The following is an 18139-nucleotide window of genomic DNA, read 5'->3' as shown; positions in this document are numbered from 1 at the left end:
ACTTGTCCCTCCCATCATAAATTATTAACGATAGGGAGGGTTTTTATATGAATTATTATGAGAATAAAGATGTAAGAAATCATGTTGAACTAGAGCATACCGTAAAAATAGACAAACGAAAAAACCTTGAAATTACGGGCGTCAAAGAAGTGGACAGCTTTGATAATGAAGCATTCCTTTTAGAAACGGTGATGGGATACTTGATTATCCGCGGACAGAATCTGCAATTGAAGAATTTAGATGTGACAGAAGGTATTGTCACCATTAAAGGAAAAATATACGAGCTTTCCTATGTAGATGATCAGCAGCAGGAGAAAGCTAAAGGGTTCTTTAGCAAGATATTCCGATGACGTTATCTACGCAATTTTTAACACTTATCACGATGATTATAAGTGGGTTTTATCTAGGTGTTGTCCAGGAAACCTTCCGGCGCTTCACGATTTATTGGAAGGGACGATTATTTTTAACTTATTTTTTAGAAATATTATTTTGGATGACCCAGGCCGGCATTTTATTTTATATATTATATCGTGTCAACCAAGGAGAGCTCAGGATTTATATTGTGTTAGCGTGTCTCTTTGGTTTTTCTATTTACCAGGCCTTGGCGAAGCAGCTGTATAAAAAATTATTAGAGCATATGATTCGTGTTTTTAAAGCAATTTATCGGGGGATAGAAAAAATAATAAATTTCTTGCTTATTTCTCCTTTGCAGTGGATATTCTTGACGTTCTATCGTATGATAAAGGCAATTCTGATGGGAGTTTTCAAAATAATAACATGGCTGTGTCTATTTTTATTTACTCCTTTCCGGTGGATAGGGAAAGGGCTTTTTCGCCTTTGTCCACAATCTATTCAAAATTTCTTTCTGCAAATAGCAGGATTTTATAGTAAAATGAAGAATATAGTTTATAAATACGTGTTTAAAAAATATGATTAAGTGGGTTTTTTAAGCATCCCAAAATGGATTCAGTCTTATCGAAGGAGGTAAAGCTGTGGAGGAAAGAAAGAAGAAAGTAACAAAGCTTCAATCTAAATCCGTGCACCAGTACGATGCGTACATAGAGCGGCAGAATAGAAAAAAACAGCGTCTTACCAGACGGTTGGTACTGTATGCATTAGTTGTAGCGGTTATCGTAGGAAGTATGTCCATCTATCATTTTAATCAGCGGGCAACAAAGGCAGACAAAATGGAAGAATACGAACAGTTAGAACAGCAGCTTGCAGATTTAGAGCAGCAAGAATCAGATTTAAATCATGAAATCGAACTCCTGCAGGATGAAGAATATGTTCTTGAGATTGCCAGAACTAATTATTTCTTCTCAAATGAAGGAGAACTTATATTTAAATTACCGGATGAAGACCCGTCATATTGACACTTTTTATTTTGATTAATATACTATATATTGAAGAACATTTAATCTTTTAAGGAGGAGCATTTCTTTTATGTCAATTGAAGTAGGCAGCAAGCTGCAAGGAAAGGTAACCGGAATCACTAATTTTGGAGCTTTTGTGGAGTTAGAAGAGGGTAAAACAGGTCTCGTTCATATTAGTGAGGTTGCTGACAACTATGTTAAAGATATTAATGAGCATTTAACAGTTGGAGACGAAGTAACAGTTAAAGTCATTAATGTCGAAAAGGATGGCAAAATCGGCCTGTCCATCAGAAAGGCGAAAGATCGCCCGCAACAAGCACGTCCAAAAAGTCAAAAGAGTCAAAAAGAACGCACAGAGAACTTCGAGTCCAAAATGAATCGTTTCCTGAAGGATTCCGAGGATCGTTTAGCCTCTTTGAAGAAGCACACAGAATCCAAGCGCGGAGGACGGGGTGCCAGAAGAGGATAGTAGTTGCTGTCTATTAATAATGCTCTATGGATAAATAAAAAAGCAGGGACGCTGGTTCCTGCTTTTTTTTAACATGTAGCGAGGATTTCTCCTCCTGTCAACATATGGAATGATGAAATCAATTTATTTCGTTTACACAAAAAAACTCATCTCTTTATTTAAAGAAATGAGTTTTTTTATTATTTAGGATAGCGGCGGAGGGGATCGAACCCACGACCTCACGGGTATGAACCGTACGCTCTCGCCAGCTGAGCTACGCCGCCAAGTGAAATCAACAAGAAAAATCATACAACAGACAGCATAAACTGTCAATAGTTTCTCTATAATTTTTTGAAGCTTATTTTAAAATTCTTCCGGATATGATTCCTGCGAACTAAAAAATCCGCGTTTACTTCCTTAATTTCGAAAAGTTCGGTTATCTTGTCGAGGTTATAAAAAAGAACCGCATTTCCCCTCACTTTTTCTACAAATGATGTAGCGATGTTTAAAAAAATGCGGAGGTTTAAAATGAAGTAAAATCCCGTATATGATTTGCAAAGCAACGTACCCTCTGCTTTTTTAATGAAACTGGATGAATATCCTAAGGTACACCCTTTTTGTAAAACGATGGTAACTTCCCAAGATTACGTCGAACGATTTTTATAAACTGCCATGTTTTTTTGACAAAAAAAGAAAGCAACCTATGTTTTACTAGTTGGAAAGATGGGAGTGGATAAAATGATAGGTTCAATTCCAAGGGTGGAATCGGGAAGCATTACAATCGAGAAAGCAAGTAAAAAGAGAAAATGGAGAGAACAGATTACTGCGAAGGTCAACCATATATTGATTGCACAGGGCTGGTTATTCTATATTACAGGCTTTTTATTAGGACGAGCTGTCATCCTGCAGACAGTATCTCCATTTGCTGTGGCCTTCATTGCGAGCATGTGGCTTGTCCATCGGGAAAAATCCTTCCGGTCGATGATAGCTGTTATATTAGGGGCGCTGACTTACTCGATGCAGCATGTAGCTTATATTTTTATTGCTTTTATTTTATTTATCTTTATCTCGGCAGCAACAAAATCTTTAAAGCATCAACAGTGGATGCTGCCCATTACTGTCTTTTTTGCAACCAGTCTGCCGAGAATGTTTTTATATTCTCTCCAGGGCACCATATCATCCTTTGAATGGATGATGCTGGCCGTTGAAGGAGTCCTTGGGGCAATCCTTGTACTTATATTTATGCAAAGTATTCCGTTATTATCACCAAAACGATATAAACCCACCTTAAAAAGTGAAGAAATTGTCTGCTTGATTATTCTGATTGCCTCGGTATTAACAGGGTTTATCGGCTGGGAGGTGTACGGCGCATCCTTAGAGCATGTTTTTTCAAGGTATTTTGTTTTGGTGTTTGCCTTTATTGGAGGTGCTGCTATTGGTTCTACGGTGGGCGTGGTGGCAGGAATGATCTTGTCATTAGCCAATGTGGTTAACCTCTATCAAATGAGTCTGCTTGCATTTTCAGGTGTGCTTGGAGGACTGCTGAAGGAAGGAAGGAAACCGGGAACAGCGGTGGGGCTTTTGATTGGGACAGGACTCATCGGTGTTTATGGGGAGAGTGTTGCTTTATTGCCGTCGTTAACGGAATCACTTATGGCTGTGCTGCTATTTTTGATGACACCGGCATCCTGGCTGGAGCAAATTGCCCGTTATATTCCGGGAACAGAAGCATATACAAATGAACAGGAGCAGTACTCGCAAAAGGTCCGAAATGTTACTGCCAAACGCGTGGAACAATTTTCCGATGTCTTTCAGGCGTTATCCAAAAGCTTTGCCGTGACAGACAGGACATTAAGTGATGAAAAAAGGGACGAGAAGCGAGATACCGATTACTTTTTAAGCCAGGTAACGGAAAAAACATGTCAGGACTGCTTTTTAAAGAATAAATGCTGGCAGAAGGAATTTGATAAAACCTATTCGCTGATGGAGACGATGAAGCAGAATATTACCGCCGGGCAGGAGCCCCACCGAAATGTCGTGAAGGAATTTGAGAATCATTGTGTGCGATCGCGCCAGGTCAAGGAGGCAATGCAGTCAGAAATGAGCTTCTATGAGGCGAACCAACAGCTGAGACAGCAGGTGACAGAAAGTAAGCGCTTAGTTTCTGACCAGCTTCAGGGCGTTTCTGATGTAATGAATGATTTTGCTAAAGAAATATTAAAGGAACGGCAGCATCATGAACTGCAGGAATCGCAAATTATTCAAGCTTTGAAACAGATGGGAATCGAATTAGTCCGTTTAGATATTTATCACTTAGAGAAGGGAAATGTAGATATTGAACTAACGACAAGTTTCTACGAATATCATGGGGAAGGGGAAAAATTAATTGCTCCGGTTCTTTCGGAGCTGCTCGATGAGATGATTGTGGTAAGGAATGAGGACATTTCTTCTTTCCCTTATGGATACAGCCACTTCGTCTTTGGATCAGCAAGGGATTTTGAGGTGGAGACAGGGGCGGCCAATGCAGCAAAAGGAGGGGGGCTTGTATCTGGTGACAGCTTTACGACCATTGAGCTGGGCGCAGGGAAATTTGCAATGGCTATCAGCGATGGGATGGGGAATGGAAAGCGTGCAAAGGAAGAAAGTACAGAGACATTACGTTTACTGCAGCAAATTTTGCAGACTGGGATACGGGAAAAGGTAGCAATCAAAACAATTAATTCGATTCTTGCTTTGCGTACTACGGATGAGATGTTTGCAACGCTTGATTTAGCAGTGGTGGATCTGCATAATGCATCTGCTGAATTTTTAAAAATTGGTTCGACTCCAAGCTTTGTCCGCAGAGGGAATTCCATGATAAAAATTGAGGCCAGCAATTTGCCGATGGGGATTATTCAGGAATTTGATGTAGATATTGTCAGTGAGCAGCTAAAGCCGAATGATTTATTAATCATGATGAGTGACGGCATTTTTGACGGCCCGAAAGACGTGGAAAACATTGATATTTGGATTAAACGGAAAATCAAAGAGATGGATACGGAGGATCCGCAGGAAATTGCTGATTTATTATTAGAAGAGGTGATTCGAACCAGATCGGGGGATATTCATGATGACATGACCGTATTGGTTGCTAAAGTAAAGAAAAATACACCGAAATGGGCTAATGTTCCAGTCCGGCAAGAGAAGCTGCTCTCGATGTAGAGCACGCTCAGCTGTATGCTTCTTTCTCTCAAGCCAATCTGCCAAATATACGTATACAGAAAGCATTATTTGGTGATGATGGTAATGGAAGATGAGGAGGTATACATGAAATGAACGCAGGAACATTAAAACAAATTTTACTATTAACCGATGGCTGCTCCAATAAAGGCGAAAGCCCTGCAACGGTAGCCGGTTTAGCAAACCAACAGGGAATCACAGTGAATGTCATTGGTATATTAGACGATGATCAGACGGAACAGCCAGAGGGTCTTCAGGAAGTGGAGGATATCGCTGTATCTGGCGGCGGAGTCAGTCAAATTGTCTATAGTGAACGTTTATCTCAAACGGTGCAAATGGTAACTAGACAGGCAATGACACAAACATTGCAGGGATTTGTCAATAAAGAATTGCGCAGCATTTTAGGAAAAGACCAGTCGATGGAAGAGCTGGATCCGGAAAAACGCGGTGAAATCATGGAAGTGGTAGAGGACTTAGGAGAAACCAGCGATTTAGAGGTGGTGGTGCTAGTCGACAGCAGTGCGAGCATGCGTGATAAATTAGAAACAGTCAAGGAAGCGTTGTTTGACTTATCTATGAGCTTGAATGCACGAGTTGGAAAAAACCGCTTTTGTATTTACCGGTTTCCTGGCAGGCGGAACGATATTGAGCTTGTGCTTGATTGGTCGCCGAGGCTGGATGGGATTTCCAAGGTTTTTCCGAAATTAACAAGCGGAGGAATCACCCCGACCGGGCCGGCATTACGAGCAGCAATGTACCAATTTAGCAAAAAGCAGCTACGGAGGAATTCGGATGAAGAACCATTCGACATGGAAGAAACCGGCTATTAGGTTAAATTCTCAGCAAAAGATAACAGGGAAGTGGCATCAAAAATCCTATACCGTTGTGAGAAAAATTGGCGAAGGTGCAATTGGAGCTGTGTATCTCTGCATGCATCATGGACGGCCGGTTGCTTTGAAAATAAGCGAACAGGATACGGCTGTAACGGTAGAAGTCAATGTGCTCAAAGCATTGAAAAAGGTTCAAGGATATCGCCTTGGACCTTCTTTATTGGATGTCGATGATTGGAGAGCACCAGGCGGCAGGGTGTATTCCTTTTATGTGATGGAGTATATGGAGGGGCAGACATTAGGTGCGTTTATTCAGGCGAGAGGCAAGAAGTGGCTGGGCGTATTGATGGTTCAGCTGTTAGAGGATTTAGACCAGCTTCATCAGGCAGGCTGGACCTTTGGCGATTTAAAAACAGATAATATTCTTGTGGAATCGAATCCGCCAAGAATCAGACTGGTTGATGTAGGCGGCACAACAAGGATGGGGCGTTCTATTAAAGAATATACAGAGTTTTTTGATCGCGGCTATTGGGGGCTTGGAACGCGCAAGGCAGAGCCAAGCTATGATTTATTTGCGGTTGCGATGGTGTTTCTCCATATCTATTATCCGAGACGCTTTGACCGGATAGCGGGGGAATCCTCTGAAAAGCTGCTTGAGAAAAAGTTGTATCGGGCCAACGACCTGCAGCTCCTGCATCCATTTTTAAAGAAGGCACTAAAAGGAAAGTATTCTACCGCAACAGAAATGAAAAAAGATGTAATGGGCAAGATAAAACAGGTACAGCACAAGCGCAGCCAATATCGAAAAAAAACACAGCAAAAAAAAGTATATCCTGTGAAAGAATCCTTTAGTATTTCTCTGGCAGCCTCCTTTTTTTGGATTATTTCTTTGTTATTGCCTTAAACTGAAAAAAGATCGACTGAAAATATGCTTTTTTGCATCCTCTCTTTTGAACCGTTCCTCAAAAAGGAGTATGATAGAAGTATAGTTAAAATACGGTTTTTTTCTAATTTTATCCTAACCGTATAGGGAGCCAGAACCGATGGATGGAGGAGGAATGAGATGGAGCAGGAAGTGTGTGCATTTATCAGAAGGCACCGCCTAATTCAAAAGCATGCAACGGTTCTTGTCGGCGTTTCAGGAGGACCGGATTCGATTGCGCTATTACATTTCTTGAACAACATTTCATCCAAATGGGAATTAAGCCTTATAGCAGTGACCATAGATCATCAGCTGCGTAACGGAGATTCTGTCGACGATTGTCAATTTGTGAAAGATACTTGTCAGGAATGGGGAATACCCTGCGTGGAAAGAATGGTGGACGTCAGACAATATCAAAAGGAAAAGGGTGTCAGTGAAGAGGTTGCTGCACGTGAATTACGCTATAATGTTTACTTGGATCTGATGCATGAGAAAAAAGCTGATCTGCTTGCTCTTGGACATCACGCTGATGATCAAATTGAAACGATGGTTATGCGAATGGTAAGAATGGCGACCTCAAATGCTTTAAAAGGGATTCCCGTGCGGCGTGATTTTGCCGGCGGTGAAATTATCCGTCCTTTATTAGGGGTGACAAAGAATAACATCCTGGCTTATTTGGAAAAGTATCAATTGAGCTATCAGGTCGATAAAACGAACGCGGATGATACGTATACGAGAAATTATTACCGGAAAAACGTCGTCCCGCTGCTGAAGGAGAAAAATCCGCGTATCGCAGACACCATTCAGACGCTCAGCGAAACGTTAGTCCAGGACGAACAATACTTGCAGGAGCAGGCGAAGGAAATGGTAGAAAAAGTGGCGGAATTTCGGGAAGATACAAGGGAAATTTGTTTTGCAGCAGAAGCGTTTTCAGAGCTTCCTCAGGCTTTACAAAGACGGGCCTTTCATCTAATATTAAACTATCTATATGGAACCTTGCCTAAAGACCTATCTTATATCCACGAAGTAAACTTTTTTGACCTGTTGAGACGCCGAAATGGAAGTACAAGTATTGATTTTCCGTTAAGGCTCCGTGTGACAAATATATATGGGAAGATTTATCTGCAATTTGGTCATCAATCATCCGTAAAGTCAGCTCAACCCTCTTTATTGCCAGTTCCAGGTGAAACGGTGCTGTCTGATGGCACAAAGATTGAGGCTGCCATCATCAAAGAAGCCCCGGCAGAGGATGAAGCAACCTTTGTTTTTCCGCTAGATTCGATTTCATTACCACTACATATCCGAGTAAGAAGAGCGGGAGATCGTATGTCTGTAAGGGGACTAAATGGTTCAAAAAAGCTGAAGGATATTTTTATAGATGCGAAGATACCCCAAAATCTGCGGGATAATTGGCCGATAATAGTGGATGATAAAGAGGAGATCCTGTGGGTCGTCGGTCTAAAAAAAGCGGAGACTGCACAAAATGGTAAAGGAATGAATATAAAACTGAAAATTAGCTCATGACGCTGATTAGGAGGAGAAAAAATGGCGCAGGAAACAATTCATAATGAGATTGAAAAAATCTTGGTAAGCGAGGAAGAAATTCAAAAAAAATGCAAGGAGCTCGGTGCAATATTAACAGAAGAATACGAGGGCAAATTTCCCTTGGCTATTGGCGTGTTAAAAGGTGCATTGCCGTTTATGTCAGATATTCTTCGGCATACAGAAATCCATTTAGAAATGGATTTTATGGATGTATCCAGCTATGACGGCGGCACATCCTCCACAGGAGAAGTAAAAATCCTGAAGGACTTGAATACAAAAGTAGAGGGCCGCGATTTAATTATTGTTGAGGACATTATTGACAGCGGACTGACATTGAACTACTTAGTAGACCTGTTTAAATATCGTAAAGCAAATTCCATTAAGATCGTGACACTTCTTGATAAACCGGCTGGAAGAACAGCAGATATTAAAGCAGATTTAATTGGTTTTGAAGTTCCGGATGAATTTGTTGTCGGCTACGGTTTAGATTATGCAGAAAAATATCGAAACCTTTCGTATATCGGTGTTCTTAAGCCAGAAATTTATGGCGGCTGATGGAGAAAATGAAAAGGAAGAAGCCGCGCTTGGGAAGGGACAGGCTGTAAAAGAAAGCCCGCATAAAATAGATTTTTTACTTTGCGGGCAATGCATGTATTTGAAAAATCATCTTGGACGATATCATCCGGGTTTTTGCAATAATTTCTTTCATACATGCGGATGTTCCAAGCGTATGATTATATTTATCGGATTTCTTAAACATTCCAAAAAAATAATTCGTCAAAAATGGTTAAATTATTTGTATAAAGCGATTTTACTATGATACGATTTACTATAGTTTTTCCCCATTTGGGAGGAGGTAAGCAATGAATCAGATATTTCGTAAGGTCTTCGTATGGATGCTCTTATTTATAATCATTATTGGTGTAATCGGAGTATTTAACAATCCAAGTGAAGATCAGGAGCAGTATGATGTACAGCAATTTATGAATGCTTTAAATAATGGTGAGATTAAAGAACTGACCTTTCAGCCGTCACATGGTATCATCCGTTTGACGGGTACATTAATGGACGATGAGACAGAATTTGTTGCTCAGGTACCGGATAATGAAGCACTTGTTTCACAAATTACAAATAGTGCAAGCGAGCAAAGTGAATTAACGGTGGAAGAGGAAGAGCAGCCTAGTCCTTGGCTCACATTCTTAACTGGAATCATTCCATTCTTATTGATTGGTCTATTCTTACTGTTCATTCTTAGCCAGGCGCAAGGCGGCGGTGGCGGCGGCCGTGTGATGAACTTCGGTAAGAGTAAGGCAAAAATGTACTCTGAAGATAAGAAAAAAGTCCGCTTTAAAGATGTCGCTGGTGCCGATGAAGAGAAACAAGAGCTTGTCGAGGTTGTGGAATTCTTAAAAGATCCGCGCAAATTCTCACAAGTAGGCGCACGTATTCCAAAAGGTGTACTTCTTGTCGGACCTCCAGGTACTGGTAAAACTTTATTAGCAAAAGCAGTTGCTGGTGAAGCGGGAACACCATTTTTCTCTATCAGTGGTTCTGATTTCGTAGAGATGTTCGTTGGTGTCGGTGCGTCCCGTGTCCGTGACTTATTTGAAAATGCGAAGAAAAATTCGCCATGTATCATCTTTATTGATGAGATTGATGCAGTCGGTCGTCAGCGTGGAGCTGGTCTTGGCGGTGGACATGATGAACGTGAGCAAACATTAAACCAGCTATTGGTGGAAATGGATGGATTTGGAGCGAATGAAGGTATTATCATGATTGCTGCAACAAACCGTGCTGATATTCTTGACCCGGCCCTATTGCGTCCAGGGCGTTTTGACAGGCAGATTATGGTAGATCGTCCAGATGTCAAAGGCCGTGAAGCGGTTCTTGGTGTTCACGCTCAAAATAAACCGTTGGAAGATACAGTAGATTTAAAAACGATTGCTATGCGTACACCAGGCTTCTCAGGTGCGGATTTAGAGAACTTACTCAATGAAGCAGCATTAATTGCAGCAAGAGCTGACCGTAAGAAAATCAGTCAGCTGGATATCGATGAAGCCATTGACCGTGTGATTGCGGGACCTGCGAAGAAAAGCAGAGTTATTTCTGAAAAAGAAAGAAATATCGTTGCTTATCATGAGAGTGGTCATACCGTTATCGGGATGGTTCTTGATGATGCAGATGTGGTTCACAAAGTTACCATCGTTCCTCGTGGCCAAGCCGGCGGTTATGCGGTGATGCTTCCAAGGGAAGACCGTTACTTCATGACAAAACCAGAGCTGTTTGATAAAATCACTGGTTTACTGGGCGGACGTGTTGCAGAAGAAATCATTTTTGGCGAAGTGAGTACAGGTGCTTCGAATGACTTCCAGCGTGCAACAGGTATTGCTCATAAGATGATAACCGAATTCGGTATGAGTGATAAGATTGGTCCGCTTCAATTCAGCAGCGGCGGTGGCGGGAATGTATTCCTTGGTCGAGACATTCAAAATGAACAGACCTATTCGGATGCGATTGCACAGGATATCGATAAGGAAATGCAAAATTTCATTAATTACTGTTATGACCGTGCAAAACGTATTCTTACAGAGCATAGAGAGCAATTAGAATTGCTTGCAAAAACATTATTAGAAGTAGAAACACTCGATGCGAAACAAATCAAGTCTCTTTTTGAAAATGGAACGCTTCCTGAACCGGAAGAGGATTCAGATGATGTGAAGGTAAGCATCCATTCGAAGGAAGAAAAAGAGGATGAGGATAAAAAAGGTCTTTCTTTTGAAGAAGCAAAAGAAAGAGAGGAAAAGAAATCCGACTCTTATATTAACGACCCGATTATGGGCGGTGGTTCTGAAGAAAAAGAAACAGATCACACGGATGATAATAAGGAAGATGACTCCGATTCTGATCGTAAAAACTAAAGGATTGGAAAAGATATAGAAAGGAAGCAGCCAAAGGAATAGAAAGGCTGCTTCTTTTTGTTCATTGGACGGATGCTTTTTTGGTTTTTCCTGAAAAGAAGTATGTTATATTAAATTTTAGAGAAACAAAGGAAGGTATGGTGACAGATGTTATTTGTTCTTGATGTAGGGAATACCAATACAGTTCTGGGTGTTTTTGATAATGATAAATTAATTCATCACTGGCGGATAAAAACCGACCGGTATAAAACAGAAGATGAATTTGGCATGCTTGTCCATTCTTTATTTGAATATAAAGGGGTTCATTTTAAAGAAATCACCGGGGTGATTATTTCTTCCGTTGTACCGCCTATTATGTTTGCGTTAGAAAAAATGAGCCGCGATTATTTTGATATAGAACCTGTGGTTATCGGGAAAACTTCTTATGATAAGCTAATTAAGATGAATTATCCAAATCCGTCTGAAGTTGGGGCGGACCGGATTGTTAATGCTATAGCAGGTATTGAAAAATACGGAGCACCGCTAATCATCATTGATTTTGGGACAGCGACAACTTACTGCTATGTGGATGAAGAAGCAAGGTATGCTGGCGGGATTATTACCCCGGGTGTAAATATTTCGATGGAGGCGCTGAACACAAGAGCTTCGAAGCTGCCGAAAATTGAGATTCAGAAACCGCAGCGTGTGATTGGTTCTTCTACTGTTGAGGCAATGACATCTGGTGTATTTTACGGGTACATTGGTCAAATTGATGGGCTGGTCAAACGAATACAACAAGAAAAAGGGACAAACTCAACGGTTATCGCAACGGGTGGTTTGTCTAAACTTATTGCACATGAATCAGAAACCATAGATGCTGTCGAGCCCTATCTCACGTTGAATGGGCTGTATCTTATTTATAAAAAGTATTATCAATAAACGGAGGAATGATGATGGTGAAGGATTATTTAATTAAAGCGACAACCTATGATGGCATGATCCGAGCATATGCTATTACGTCGACAGAAACAGTGGAGGAAGCTCGCCGGAGACAGGATACATGGGCAACAGCTTCTGCAGCACTTGGACGTACCATAACGGTAACAGCAATGATGGGAGCAATGTTAAAAGGGGACGACTCCGTTACCGTAAAAGTAATGGGAAATGGACCAACTGGAGCTATTGTTGCTGATGGAGATGGTAAAGGTCACGTTCGCGGCTATGTTACAAACCCGCATGTCGATTTTGATTTAAATGATAAAGGAAAGCTGGATGTGGCTAGAGCAGTCGGGACAGAGGGGAATCTGAGCGTTATCAAGGATTTAGGGATGAAAGACTATTTCACCGGTGAAACACCGATTGTTTCTGGAGAAATAAGTGAAGATTTCACGTATTATTTTGCAACCTCTGAACAGGTTCCATCCGCAGTAGGCGCAGGGGTTCTGGTTAACCCGGACTTGAGTATTTTAGCGGCAGGCGGTTTTATCGTACAAGTAATGCCAGGAGCGGATGAAGCGGTGATTGAACGGCTGGAAGACCGTATTCAGTCTTTCCCTGCTATTTCTACGCTGATCCGGGAAGGAAAAACACCAGAAGAAATTCTATATACCTTGTTTGACGAAGAAAATGTAAATATATTGGAGAAAATGCCAATTGAATTTCAATGCAAATGTTCGAAAGAGAGACTTGCTAATGCTATCATTGGGTTAGGTAATGAAGAAATCCAGCTAATGATCGATGAAGATCACGGAGCAGAAGCAACCTGCCATTTTTGTAATGAACACTACCATTTTACAGAAGAAGAGCTAGAAGAACTTAAGCAATCATAGGTGGTACATTGATAAAAATGGAAACATGACGAGCTGCTTTGGATGCAGCTAAAATCGGACGACAAATTCGTATATTGCTTTTAGATTAGAAAAATAGGCGTTTTTTTCGCATTTAGGATTGACATTTTCTTAAGAAAGCAATACATTATATATAAATCATATAAAAATACTTGGTATTAGGAGGAGTTATATGACAGTCGTTAATAATATTGCAGGTTTAATTGGAGGAACACCGATTGTAAAGCTTCATAATGTAGCGGATGAGAATAGTGCAGATGTATATGTTAAATTAGAATTTATGAATCCGGGAAGCTCGGTGAAAGACCGCATTGCAGCTGCGATGGTAGAAGCTGCAGAGAATGCAGGTGAATTAAAACCAGGTGACACCATCATTGAACCAACCAGCGGAAATACCGGGATTGGTTTGGCAATGGTTGCTACTGCTAAAGGATATCAGGCGATTCTGGTTATGCCGGATACAATGAGTCAAGAACGTCGTAATTTATTGAAGGCGTATGGAGCGAAGTTAGTTTTAACTCCAGGAGCGGAAGGAATGAAGGGTGCCATTGCCAAAGCGAAGGAATTACAAGAAGAAAACGGTTATTTTATGCCGCAGCAATTTAATAATCCAGCTAACCCGGAAATTCATGCAAAAACAACTGGTAAAGAAATTGTAGAGCAGATGTCAGATGGATTAGATGCTTTTATTTCCGGTATTGGTACCGGCGGAACAATTACTGGTGCAGGGAAAGTGCTAAGGGAACATTTTGACGGTATTAAAATTTATGCTGTGGAGCCAAAGGATTCCCCGGTGCTTTCAGGTGGAAATCCTGGACCTCATAAAATTCAGGGAATTGGCGCAGGCTTCAAACCAGAAGTGCTTGATACATCAATTTATGATGAGGTACTTCCGGTCGGAAATGAAGAATCCTTTGAAACAGCGCGTAAAGTTGCTACTACAAATGGAATTCTGGGAGGAATTTCTTCTGGAGCAGCGGTTGCTGCAGCACTAAAAGTAGCGAAAGACTTAGGAAAAGGAAAGAAGGTTCTTGCCGTCCTTCCTGATAACGGAGAGCGGTACCTATCTACAGCGCTGTATCAATTTGAAGACGAAAAATAAATCTCGGAATGTAAAAGGAATCAGCCGTATTGAAGCTGGTTCCTTTTTTACGTTAATCTTTCTTAACCAGCGCTTTCCACTTTTGTTCTTTACCTTCTTAGGGTAGGATGTAGAATAGATATATTTTTAACAGAGAAGGGGCGGATAATGCAAGTGATGCAGGCAAAAGAGTTTCAATTAGATTTAAATAAACGGACGCATATTATGGGGATATTAAATGTGACGCCGGATTCCTTCTCGGACGGGGGACGATATACAGATATTGAAAAGGCGGCTGCCGCGGCGAAGAAAATGGAGAAAGAAGGGGCGGATATCATTGATATCGGCGGAGAATCCACCAGGCCGGGCCATACTCCTGTCAGTGCGGAAGAAGAAGCAGAGCGTATTATCCCGGTTATTGAAGCGTTAAAAAATGATTTGCAGATACCTATATCCGTGGATACATTTAAAGCATCTGTAGCAGAGCAAGCAGTAAAAGCCGGCGCTTCTATGATAAATGATATTTGGGGAGCAAAAAAAGAACCGGAAATTGCTGCGGTTGCTGCCCGTTATCAGGTGCCCATTATTCTTATGCATAATCGAACGGATATGGACTATGGGGACTTTATTTCGGATGTGAAAGCAGACTTACAAGCAAGTGTTTCTATTGCTAAACAAGCCGGTGTAGAGGATAAACAGATTATTCTTGACCCAGGTATCGGCTTTGCAAAAACAATGGAGCAGAATCAATATATGATTAAAGAACTGCAAGAGCTGAATATATTTGGTTATCCGCTGCTTTTGGCAGCATCCCGTAAAAGATTTATTGGTGATATTTTAGATGTTCCTGCAAATCAAAGAGATATCGGGACGGCAGCAACGACAGTAATTGGAATTGCTAAAGGCGCCCGTATTGTTCGTGTACATGATGTAAAGGCGAACCTGGAAGCGGCAAAAGTAGCAGATGCGATTTATTATACGAATCTGTAAGGGATAGGAATAGAGGAGAGAGCATGTTTAAAGAAAGGATGGACAAGGATGGACAAAATTATTCTAAAACGAATGCAGTTTTATGGATATCACGGGCTGTTACCTGAAGAAAATACGTTGGGGCAGCGTTTTTATGTGGATGCTGACCTGTACCTGTCTTTAAAGAAGGCGGGACAGTCTGATGCAATGGAGGACTCCGTTCACTATGGGGAAGCATATGAAAAAATAAAGCATGTCGTAGAGGGGGAAAGGTTTCATTTGATTGAAGCGGTGGCAGAAGCAATTGCAGATGAGCTCTTTACTTCTTTTGAACAATTGGAGGCATGTTCCATCCGTCTAACAAAGCCGGATCCACCGATTCGGGGCTACTATGAATCGGTAGCTGTAGAAATTTATAGGGAGAGAACGAAATGAATCAAGCATTTATTGCTCTCGGAACAAATATTGAACCGAGAGAAGAACATCTGACGCAAGCATTAGACTTATTAGAGACAAATGAATATATCTCTATCCAAAAAAAATCTTCTATATATGAAACTGCGCCGGTTGGATACCAGGACCAGGGAGATTTTTTAAATATGGTATTAGCGCTTCAAACAAATTTATCATCCATGGATCTGCTTGAGGCTTGTCAGCAGATTGAAAAAGAACTCGGCAGAAAACGTGATATCCGATTCGGTCCGCGGACGATTGACCTTGACATTTTGACATTTAATTATGAAAATAGTACAGTAGAAAGATTGATTATACCGCATCCCCGCATGCATGAGCGGGCTTTTGTATTAATTCCATTAGCAGAAATCGCTCCGGGTTTTGTTGTACCTGTACAAAAGAAGACTGTAGAAGCCTATTTAGAAGAACTTCCAGAGAAGGATAAGGCGGACGTCAGACTGTGGAAGACAGAAATATAAAACGAAGCTTCATTCCGTGGGAGTTTCACGGGTGATTCTCCGTGATGATAAAGCAATAACTGTTTTAATGACAAGGTTAGAAGATATCATAATTAATTAAGAAGTGGAGTGGTAGAAGTGTCAGAAGAATTGAATGAACATATGCAGGTAAGACGTGACAAACTCACAGAATACATGGAAAAAGGATTGAATCCATTCGGTGAAAAATTTGAACGTACGCATTTAACAAATGATCTAGTTGAAAAATATGATCAATATTCTAAAGAAGAGCTGGAGGAACTTCCAGATGAAGTAACGATTGCAGGACGTTTAATGACAAAGCGCGGAAAAGGGAAAGCGGGATTCGCGCATCTTCAGGATTTAAGCGGACAAATTCAATTATATGTTCGTAAAGATGCAATTGGCGAAGAGGCATATGATGTATTTAAATCAGTGGACTTAGGTGATATTGTCGGTGTGACAGGGGTTATGTTTAAAACAAATGTTGGAGAATTATCTGTTAAAGCGAAAGAATTTCATCTATTAACCAAATCACTGCGCCCGCTGCCAGAAAAATATCATGGCTTAAAAGATATTGAACAGCGCTATCGTCAGCGTTATCTTGATTTAATCACTAATCCGGACAGCAGAGATACGTTCGTAGCCCGCAGTAAGATTATTCAATCCATGCGTGAATATTTAAATGCTCAAGGTTATTTAGAAGTAGAAACACCGATGATGCACAGTATTCCGGGCGGAGCATCTGCGCGTCCATTTATTACGCATCATAATGCGCTGGATGCTGAATTATATATGCGTATTGCAATCGAACTACATTTAAAACGCCTTATTGTCGGCGGGTTAGAAAAAGTATATGAGATAGGCCGTGTATTCCGTAACGAAGGGGTTTCCACAAGACATAACCCTGAATTTACAATGATTGAACTATATGAAGCATATGCGGATTATCATGATATTATGGATCTTACGGAAAACTTAATTGCACATATTGCAAAAGAAGTATATGGAAAAACGACGATTCAATATGACGATGAGGAAGTAAACCTTGAGCCTAAATGGACAAGACTGCATATGGTAGATGCGATAAAAAAAGAGACAGGTGTAGACTTCTGGCAGCACTTATCGAATGATGAAGCACGTGCTTTAGCAAAGGAATATAACGTAGAAATTACAGATGCGATGACTTTCGGACATATTGTAAATGAATTCTTTGAGCAAAAGGTAGAGGAAACACTCATTCAACCTACATTTATTTTTGGACATCCTGTAGAAATTTCTCCTCTCGCTAAAAAGAACAAAGAGGATGAGCGTTTTACAGATCGTTTCGAGTTATTTATTGTAGGAAGAGAGCATGCTAATGCCTTTAGTGAGCTGAATGACCCGATTGACCAGCGCCAACGTTTTGAAGCGCAAGTGAAAGAAAGAGACCAAGGAAATGATGAAGCACATTATATGGATGAAGACTTTTTAGAAGCATTAGAATATGGTATGCCACCAACTGGCGGTTTAGGAATTGGAGTAGATCGTTTGGTGATGCTGTTAACAAATTCGCCTTCTATTCGGGACGTACTGTTATTCCCGCAAATGAAAAATCGTTAATTAACCATTATATTATTGTTGAAAGCACCGCTGGAAGGTTACTCTTCTGTCGGTGCTTTTGTATGTATACGTAAGGGAGTGAAAGAGAGGAAAACCTTTGAGAATAGTGATTTATTAAGGGGTTTTAAAACTGCTTCAATAAAATGAATTATAGAAATATTTAACTTGTACTATTTTATTTAAAAAAAGACTTGCTTTCGGTTTGGAATCATGATAAATTAATTATCGTTGCATAACGCAATGCGCATCACACAAACGATTCAACAGATTAACAACAAAATAAATTTTAAAAAGTTGTTGACAACGAATTGCAGATATGATAAATTAATAAAGTCGCCAATTTGAAACAGCGACAGAAACAAATTGCTCTTTGAAAACTGAACAAAACAACCAGTACGAAAGAAGAAAGACAACCTCGTTTTTCTTAAAAAATAAGTCAGAAGTTGACTTCTGAAAGCTAATGTTTCAAACACTTTT

Annotated in this window: 17 protein-coding genes and 1 tRNA gene; 17 read left to right on the top strand and 1 reads right to left on the bottom strand. The window is 40.6% G+C overall.

All coding sequences use genetic code 11. From position 1 onward, the window contains the following. The first annotated feature begins 47 nt into the window (after window positions 1–47). From yabP to BN997_RS00080, 4 genes are all read left to right on the top strand, one after another. Window positions 48–350 carry a sporulation protein YabP gene (gene yabP / locus BN997_RS00095; protein WP_042528565.1) on the top strand — a complete coding sequence of 101 codons (303 nt, stop codon included), beginning with the start codon at window positions 48–50 and terminating at the stop codon, window positions 348–350. Further along, on the top strand, window positions 347–937 hold the full coding sequence (yabQ, locus tag BN997_RS00090; protein ID WP_042528564.1) for a spore cortex biosynthesis protein YabQ: 591 nt from the start codon (window positions 347–349) through the stop codon (window positions 935–937). Before yabP ends, yabQ begins: the two co-directional genes overlap by 4 nt. Before the next feature lie 55 nt (window positions 938–992). Then, complete coding sequence (locus BN997_RS00085; RefSeq protein ID WP_042528563.1) at window positions 993–1373, top strand: FtsB family cell division protein; 381 nt, start codon at window positions 993–995, stop codon at window positions 1371–1373. Between the two features lie 70 nt (window positions 1374–1443). After that, window positions 1444–1842 carry a S1 domain-containing RNA-binding protein gene (locus tag BN997_RS00080; protein ID WP_042528562.1) on the top strand — a complete coding sequence of 133 codons (399 nt, stop codon included), beginning with the start codon at window positions 1444–1446 and terminating at the stop codon, window positions 1840–1842. 189 nt (window positions 1843–2031) lie between these two features. Here the strand turns inward: BN997_RS00080 and BN997_RS00075 are convergent. Then, window positions 2032–2105, bottom strand: a tRNA-Met gene (locus tag BN997_RS00075). 454 nt (window positions 2106–2559) lie between these two features. Here BN997_RS00075 and spoIIE point away from each other — a divergent pair. From spoIIE to lysS, 13 genes are all read left to right on the top strand, one after another. Then, window positions 2560–5022: a stage II sporulation protein E gene (gene spoIIE, locus BN997_RS00070; protein ID WP_042528561.1), complete on the top strand. Its 2463-nt coding sequence runs from the start codon at window positions 2560–2562 to the stop codon at window positions 5020–5022. Window positions 5023–5132: 110 nt separating this feature from the next. After that, on the top strand, window positions 5133–5870 hold the full coding sequence (locus BN997_RS00065) for a VWA domain-containing protein (protein ID WP_042528560.1): 738 nt from the start codon (window positions 5133–5135) through the stop codon (window positions 5868–5870). Continuing rightward, window positions 5833–6774 (top strand): serine/threonine protein kinase, encoded by a 942-nt coding sequence (locus BN997_RS00060; protein WP_042528559.1) that lies wholly within the window; start codon window positions 5833–5835, stop codon window positions 6772–6774. The genes BN997_RS00065 and BN997_RS00060 overlap by 38 nt, the downstream gene beginning before the upstream one ends. Window positions 6775–6933: 159 nt before the next feature. Next, a complete protein-coding gene (gene tilS / locus BN997_RS00055) occupies window positions 6934–8316 on the top strand; it encodes a tRNA lysidine(34) synthetase TilS (protein WP_042528558.1) in 1383 nt (460 codons plus the stop codon). Window positions 8317–8337: 21 nt separating this feature from the next. Further along, on the top strand, window positions 8338–8892 hold the full coding sequence (hpt, locus tag BN997_RS00050) for a hypoxanthine phosphoribosyltransferase (RefSeq protein ID WP_084612793.1): 555 nt from the start codon (window positions 8338–8340) through the stop codon (window positions 8890–8892). A 308-nt stretch (window positions 8893–9200) separates the two neighbouring features. After that, the gene (gene ftsH / locus BN997_RS00040) at window positions 9201–11255 is read left to right on the top strand and encodes an ATP-dependent zinc metalloprotease FtsH (protein WP_042528556.1); all 2055 of its coding nucleotides are present in this window, start codon (window positions 9201–9203) and stop codon (window positions 11253–11255) included. A gap of 147 nt (window positions 11256–11402) precedes the next feature. After that, window positions 11403–12173 carry a type III pantothenate kinase gene (locus BN997_RS00035; RefSeq protein ID WP_042528555.1) on the top strand — a complete coding sequence of 257 codons (771 nt, stop codon included), beginning with the start codon at window positions 11403–11405 and terminating at the stop codon, window positions 12171–12173. 17 nt (window positions 12174–12190) lie between these two features. Then, the gene (gene hslO / locus BN997_RS00030) at window positions 12191–13063 is read left to right on the top strand and encodes an Hsp33 family molecular chaperone HslO (protein ID WP_042535596.1); all 873 of its coding nucleotides are present in this window, start codon (window positions 12191–12193) and stop codon (window positions 13061–13063) included. Between the two features lie 190 nt (window positions 13064–13253). Beyond that, window positions 13254–14183 (top strand): cysteine synthase A, encoded by a 930-nt coding sequence (cysK, locus tag BN997_RS00025; RefSeq protein ID WP_042528554.1) that lies wholly within the window; start codon window positions 13254–13256, stop codon window positions 14181–14183. Window positions 14184–14330: 147 nt separating this feature from the next. After that, on the top strand, window positions 14331–15152 hold the full coding sequence (folP, locus tag BN997_RS00020; RefSeq protein ID WP_042528553.1) for a dihydropteroate synthase: 822 nt from the start codon (window positions 14331–14333) through the stop codon (window positions 15150–15152). Between the two features lie 48 nt (window positions 15153–15200). Next, entirely contained in the window at window positions 15201–15566 is a 366-nt protein-coding gene (gene folB, locus BN997_RS00015) for a dihydroneopterin aldolase (protein WP_042528552.1), read from the top strand. Next, the gene (gene folK / locus BN997_RS00010) at window positions 15563–16063 is read left to right on the top strand and encodes a 2-amino-4-hydroxy-6-hydroxymethyldihydropteridine diphosphokinase (protein WP_042528551.1); all 501 of its coding nucleotides are present in this window, start codon (window positions 15563–15565) and stop codon (window positions 16061–16063) included. Before folB ends, folK begins: the two co-directional genes overlap by 4 nt. A gap of 117 nt (window positions 16064–16180) precedes the next feature. Next, a complete protein-coding gene (gene lysS, locus BN997_RS00005) occupies window positions 16181–17662 on the top strand; it encodes a lysine--tRNA ligase (RefSeq protein ID WP_042528550.1) in 1482 nt (493 codons plus the stop codon). Window positions 17663–18139: the final 477 nt, after the last annotated feature.

It is taken from the genome of Oceanobacillus oncorhynchi (assembly GCF_000821065.1).
In the GTDB taxonomy this organism is placed as follows: Bacteria; Bacillota; Bacilli; order Bacillales; family Amphibacillaceae; genus Oceanobacillus; species Oceanobacillus oncorhynchi.
This window is presented reverse-complemented; position numbering and strand designations above follow the sequence as displayed.

Excerpts from the sequence above, each read along its gene's own strand:
- folB (WP_042528552.1), top strand. The coding sequence starts at position 15,201 with ATGGACAAAATTATTCTAAAACGAATGCAGTTTTATGGATATCACGGG.
- folK (WP_042528551.1), top strand. The coding sequence starts at position 15,563 with ATGAATCAAGCATTTATTGCTCTCGGAACAAATATTGAACCGAGAGAA.
- BN997_RS00080 (WP_042528562.1), top strand. The coding sequence starts at position 1,444 with ATGTCAATTGAAGTAGGCAGCAAGCTGCAAGGAAAGGTAACCGGAATC.
- hpt (WP_084612793.1), top strand. The coding sequence starts at position 8,338 with ATGGCGCAGGAAACAATTCATAATGAGATTGAAAAAATCTTGGTAAGC.
- BN997_RS00060 (WP_042528559.1), top strand. The coding sequence starts at position 5,833 with ATGAAGAACCATTCGACATGGAAGAAACCGGCTATTAGGTTAAATTCT.
- yabP (WP_042528565.1), top strand. The coding sequence starts at position 48 with ATGAATTATTATGAGAATAAAGATGTAAGAAATCATGTTGAACTAGAG.
- ftsH (WP_042528556.1), top strand. The coding sequence starts at position 9,201 with ATGAATCAGATATTTCGTAAGGTCTTCGTATGGATGCTCTTATTTATA.
- BN997_RS00035 (WP_042528555.1), top strand. The coding sequence starts at position 11,403 with ATGTTATTTGTTCTTGATGTAGGGAATACCAATACAGTTCTGGGTGTT.
- tilS (WP_042528558.1), top strand. The coding sequence starts at position 6,934 with ATGGAGCAGGAAGTGTGTGCATTTATCAGAAGGCACCGCCTAATTCAA.
- folP (WP_042528553.1), top strand. The coding sequence starts at position 14,331 with ATGCAAGTGATGCAGGCAAAAGAGTTTCAATTAGATTTAAATAAACGG.
- BN997_RS00065 (WP_042528560.1), top strand. The coding sequence starts at position 5,133 with ATGAACGCAGGAACATTAAAACAAATTTTACTATTAACCGATGGCTGC.
- cysK (WP_042528554.1), top strand. The coding sequence starts at position 13,254 with ATGACAGTCGTTAATAATATTGCAGGTTTAATTGGAGGAACACCGATT.
- yabQ (WP_042528564.1), top strand. The coding sequence starts at position 347 with ATGACGTTATCTACGCAATTTTTAACACTTATCACGATGATTATAAGT.
- spoIIE (WP_042528561.1), top strand. The coding sequence starts at position 2,560 with ATGATAGGTTCAATTCCAAGGGTGGAATCGGGAAGCATTACAATCGAG.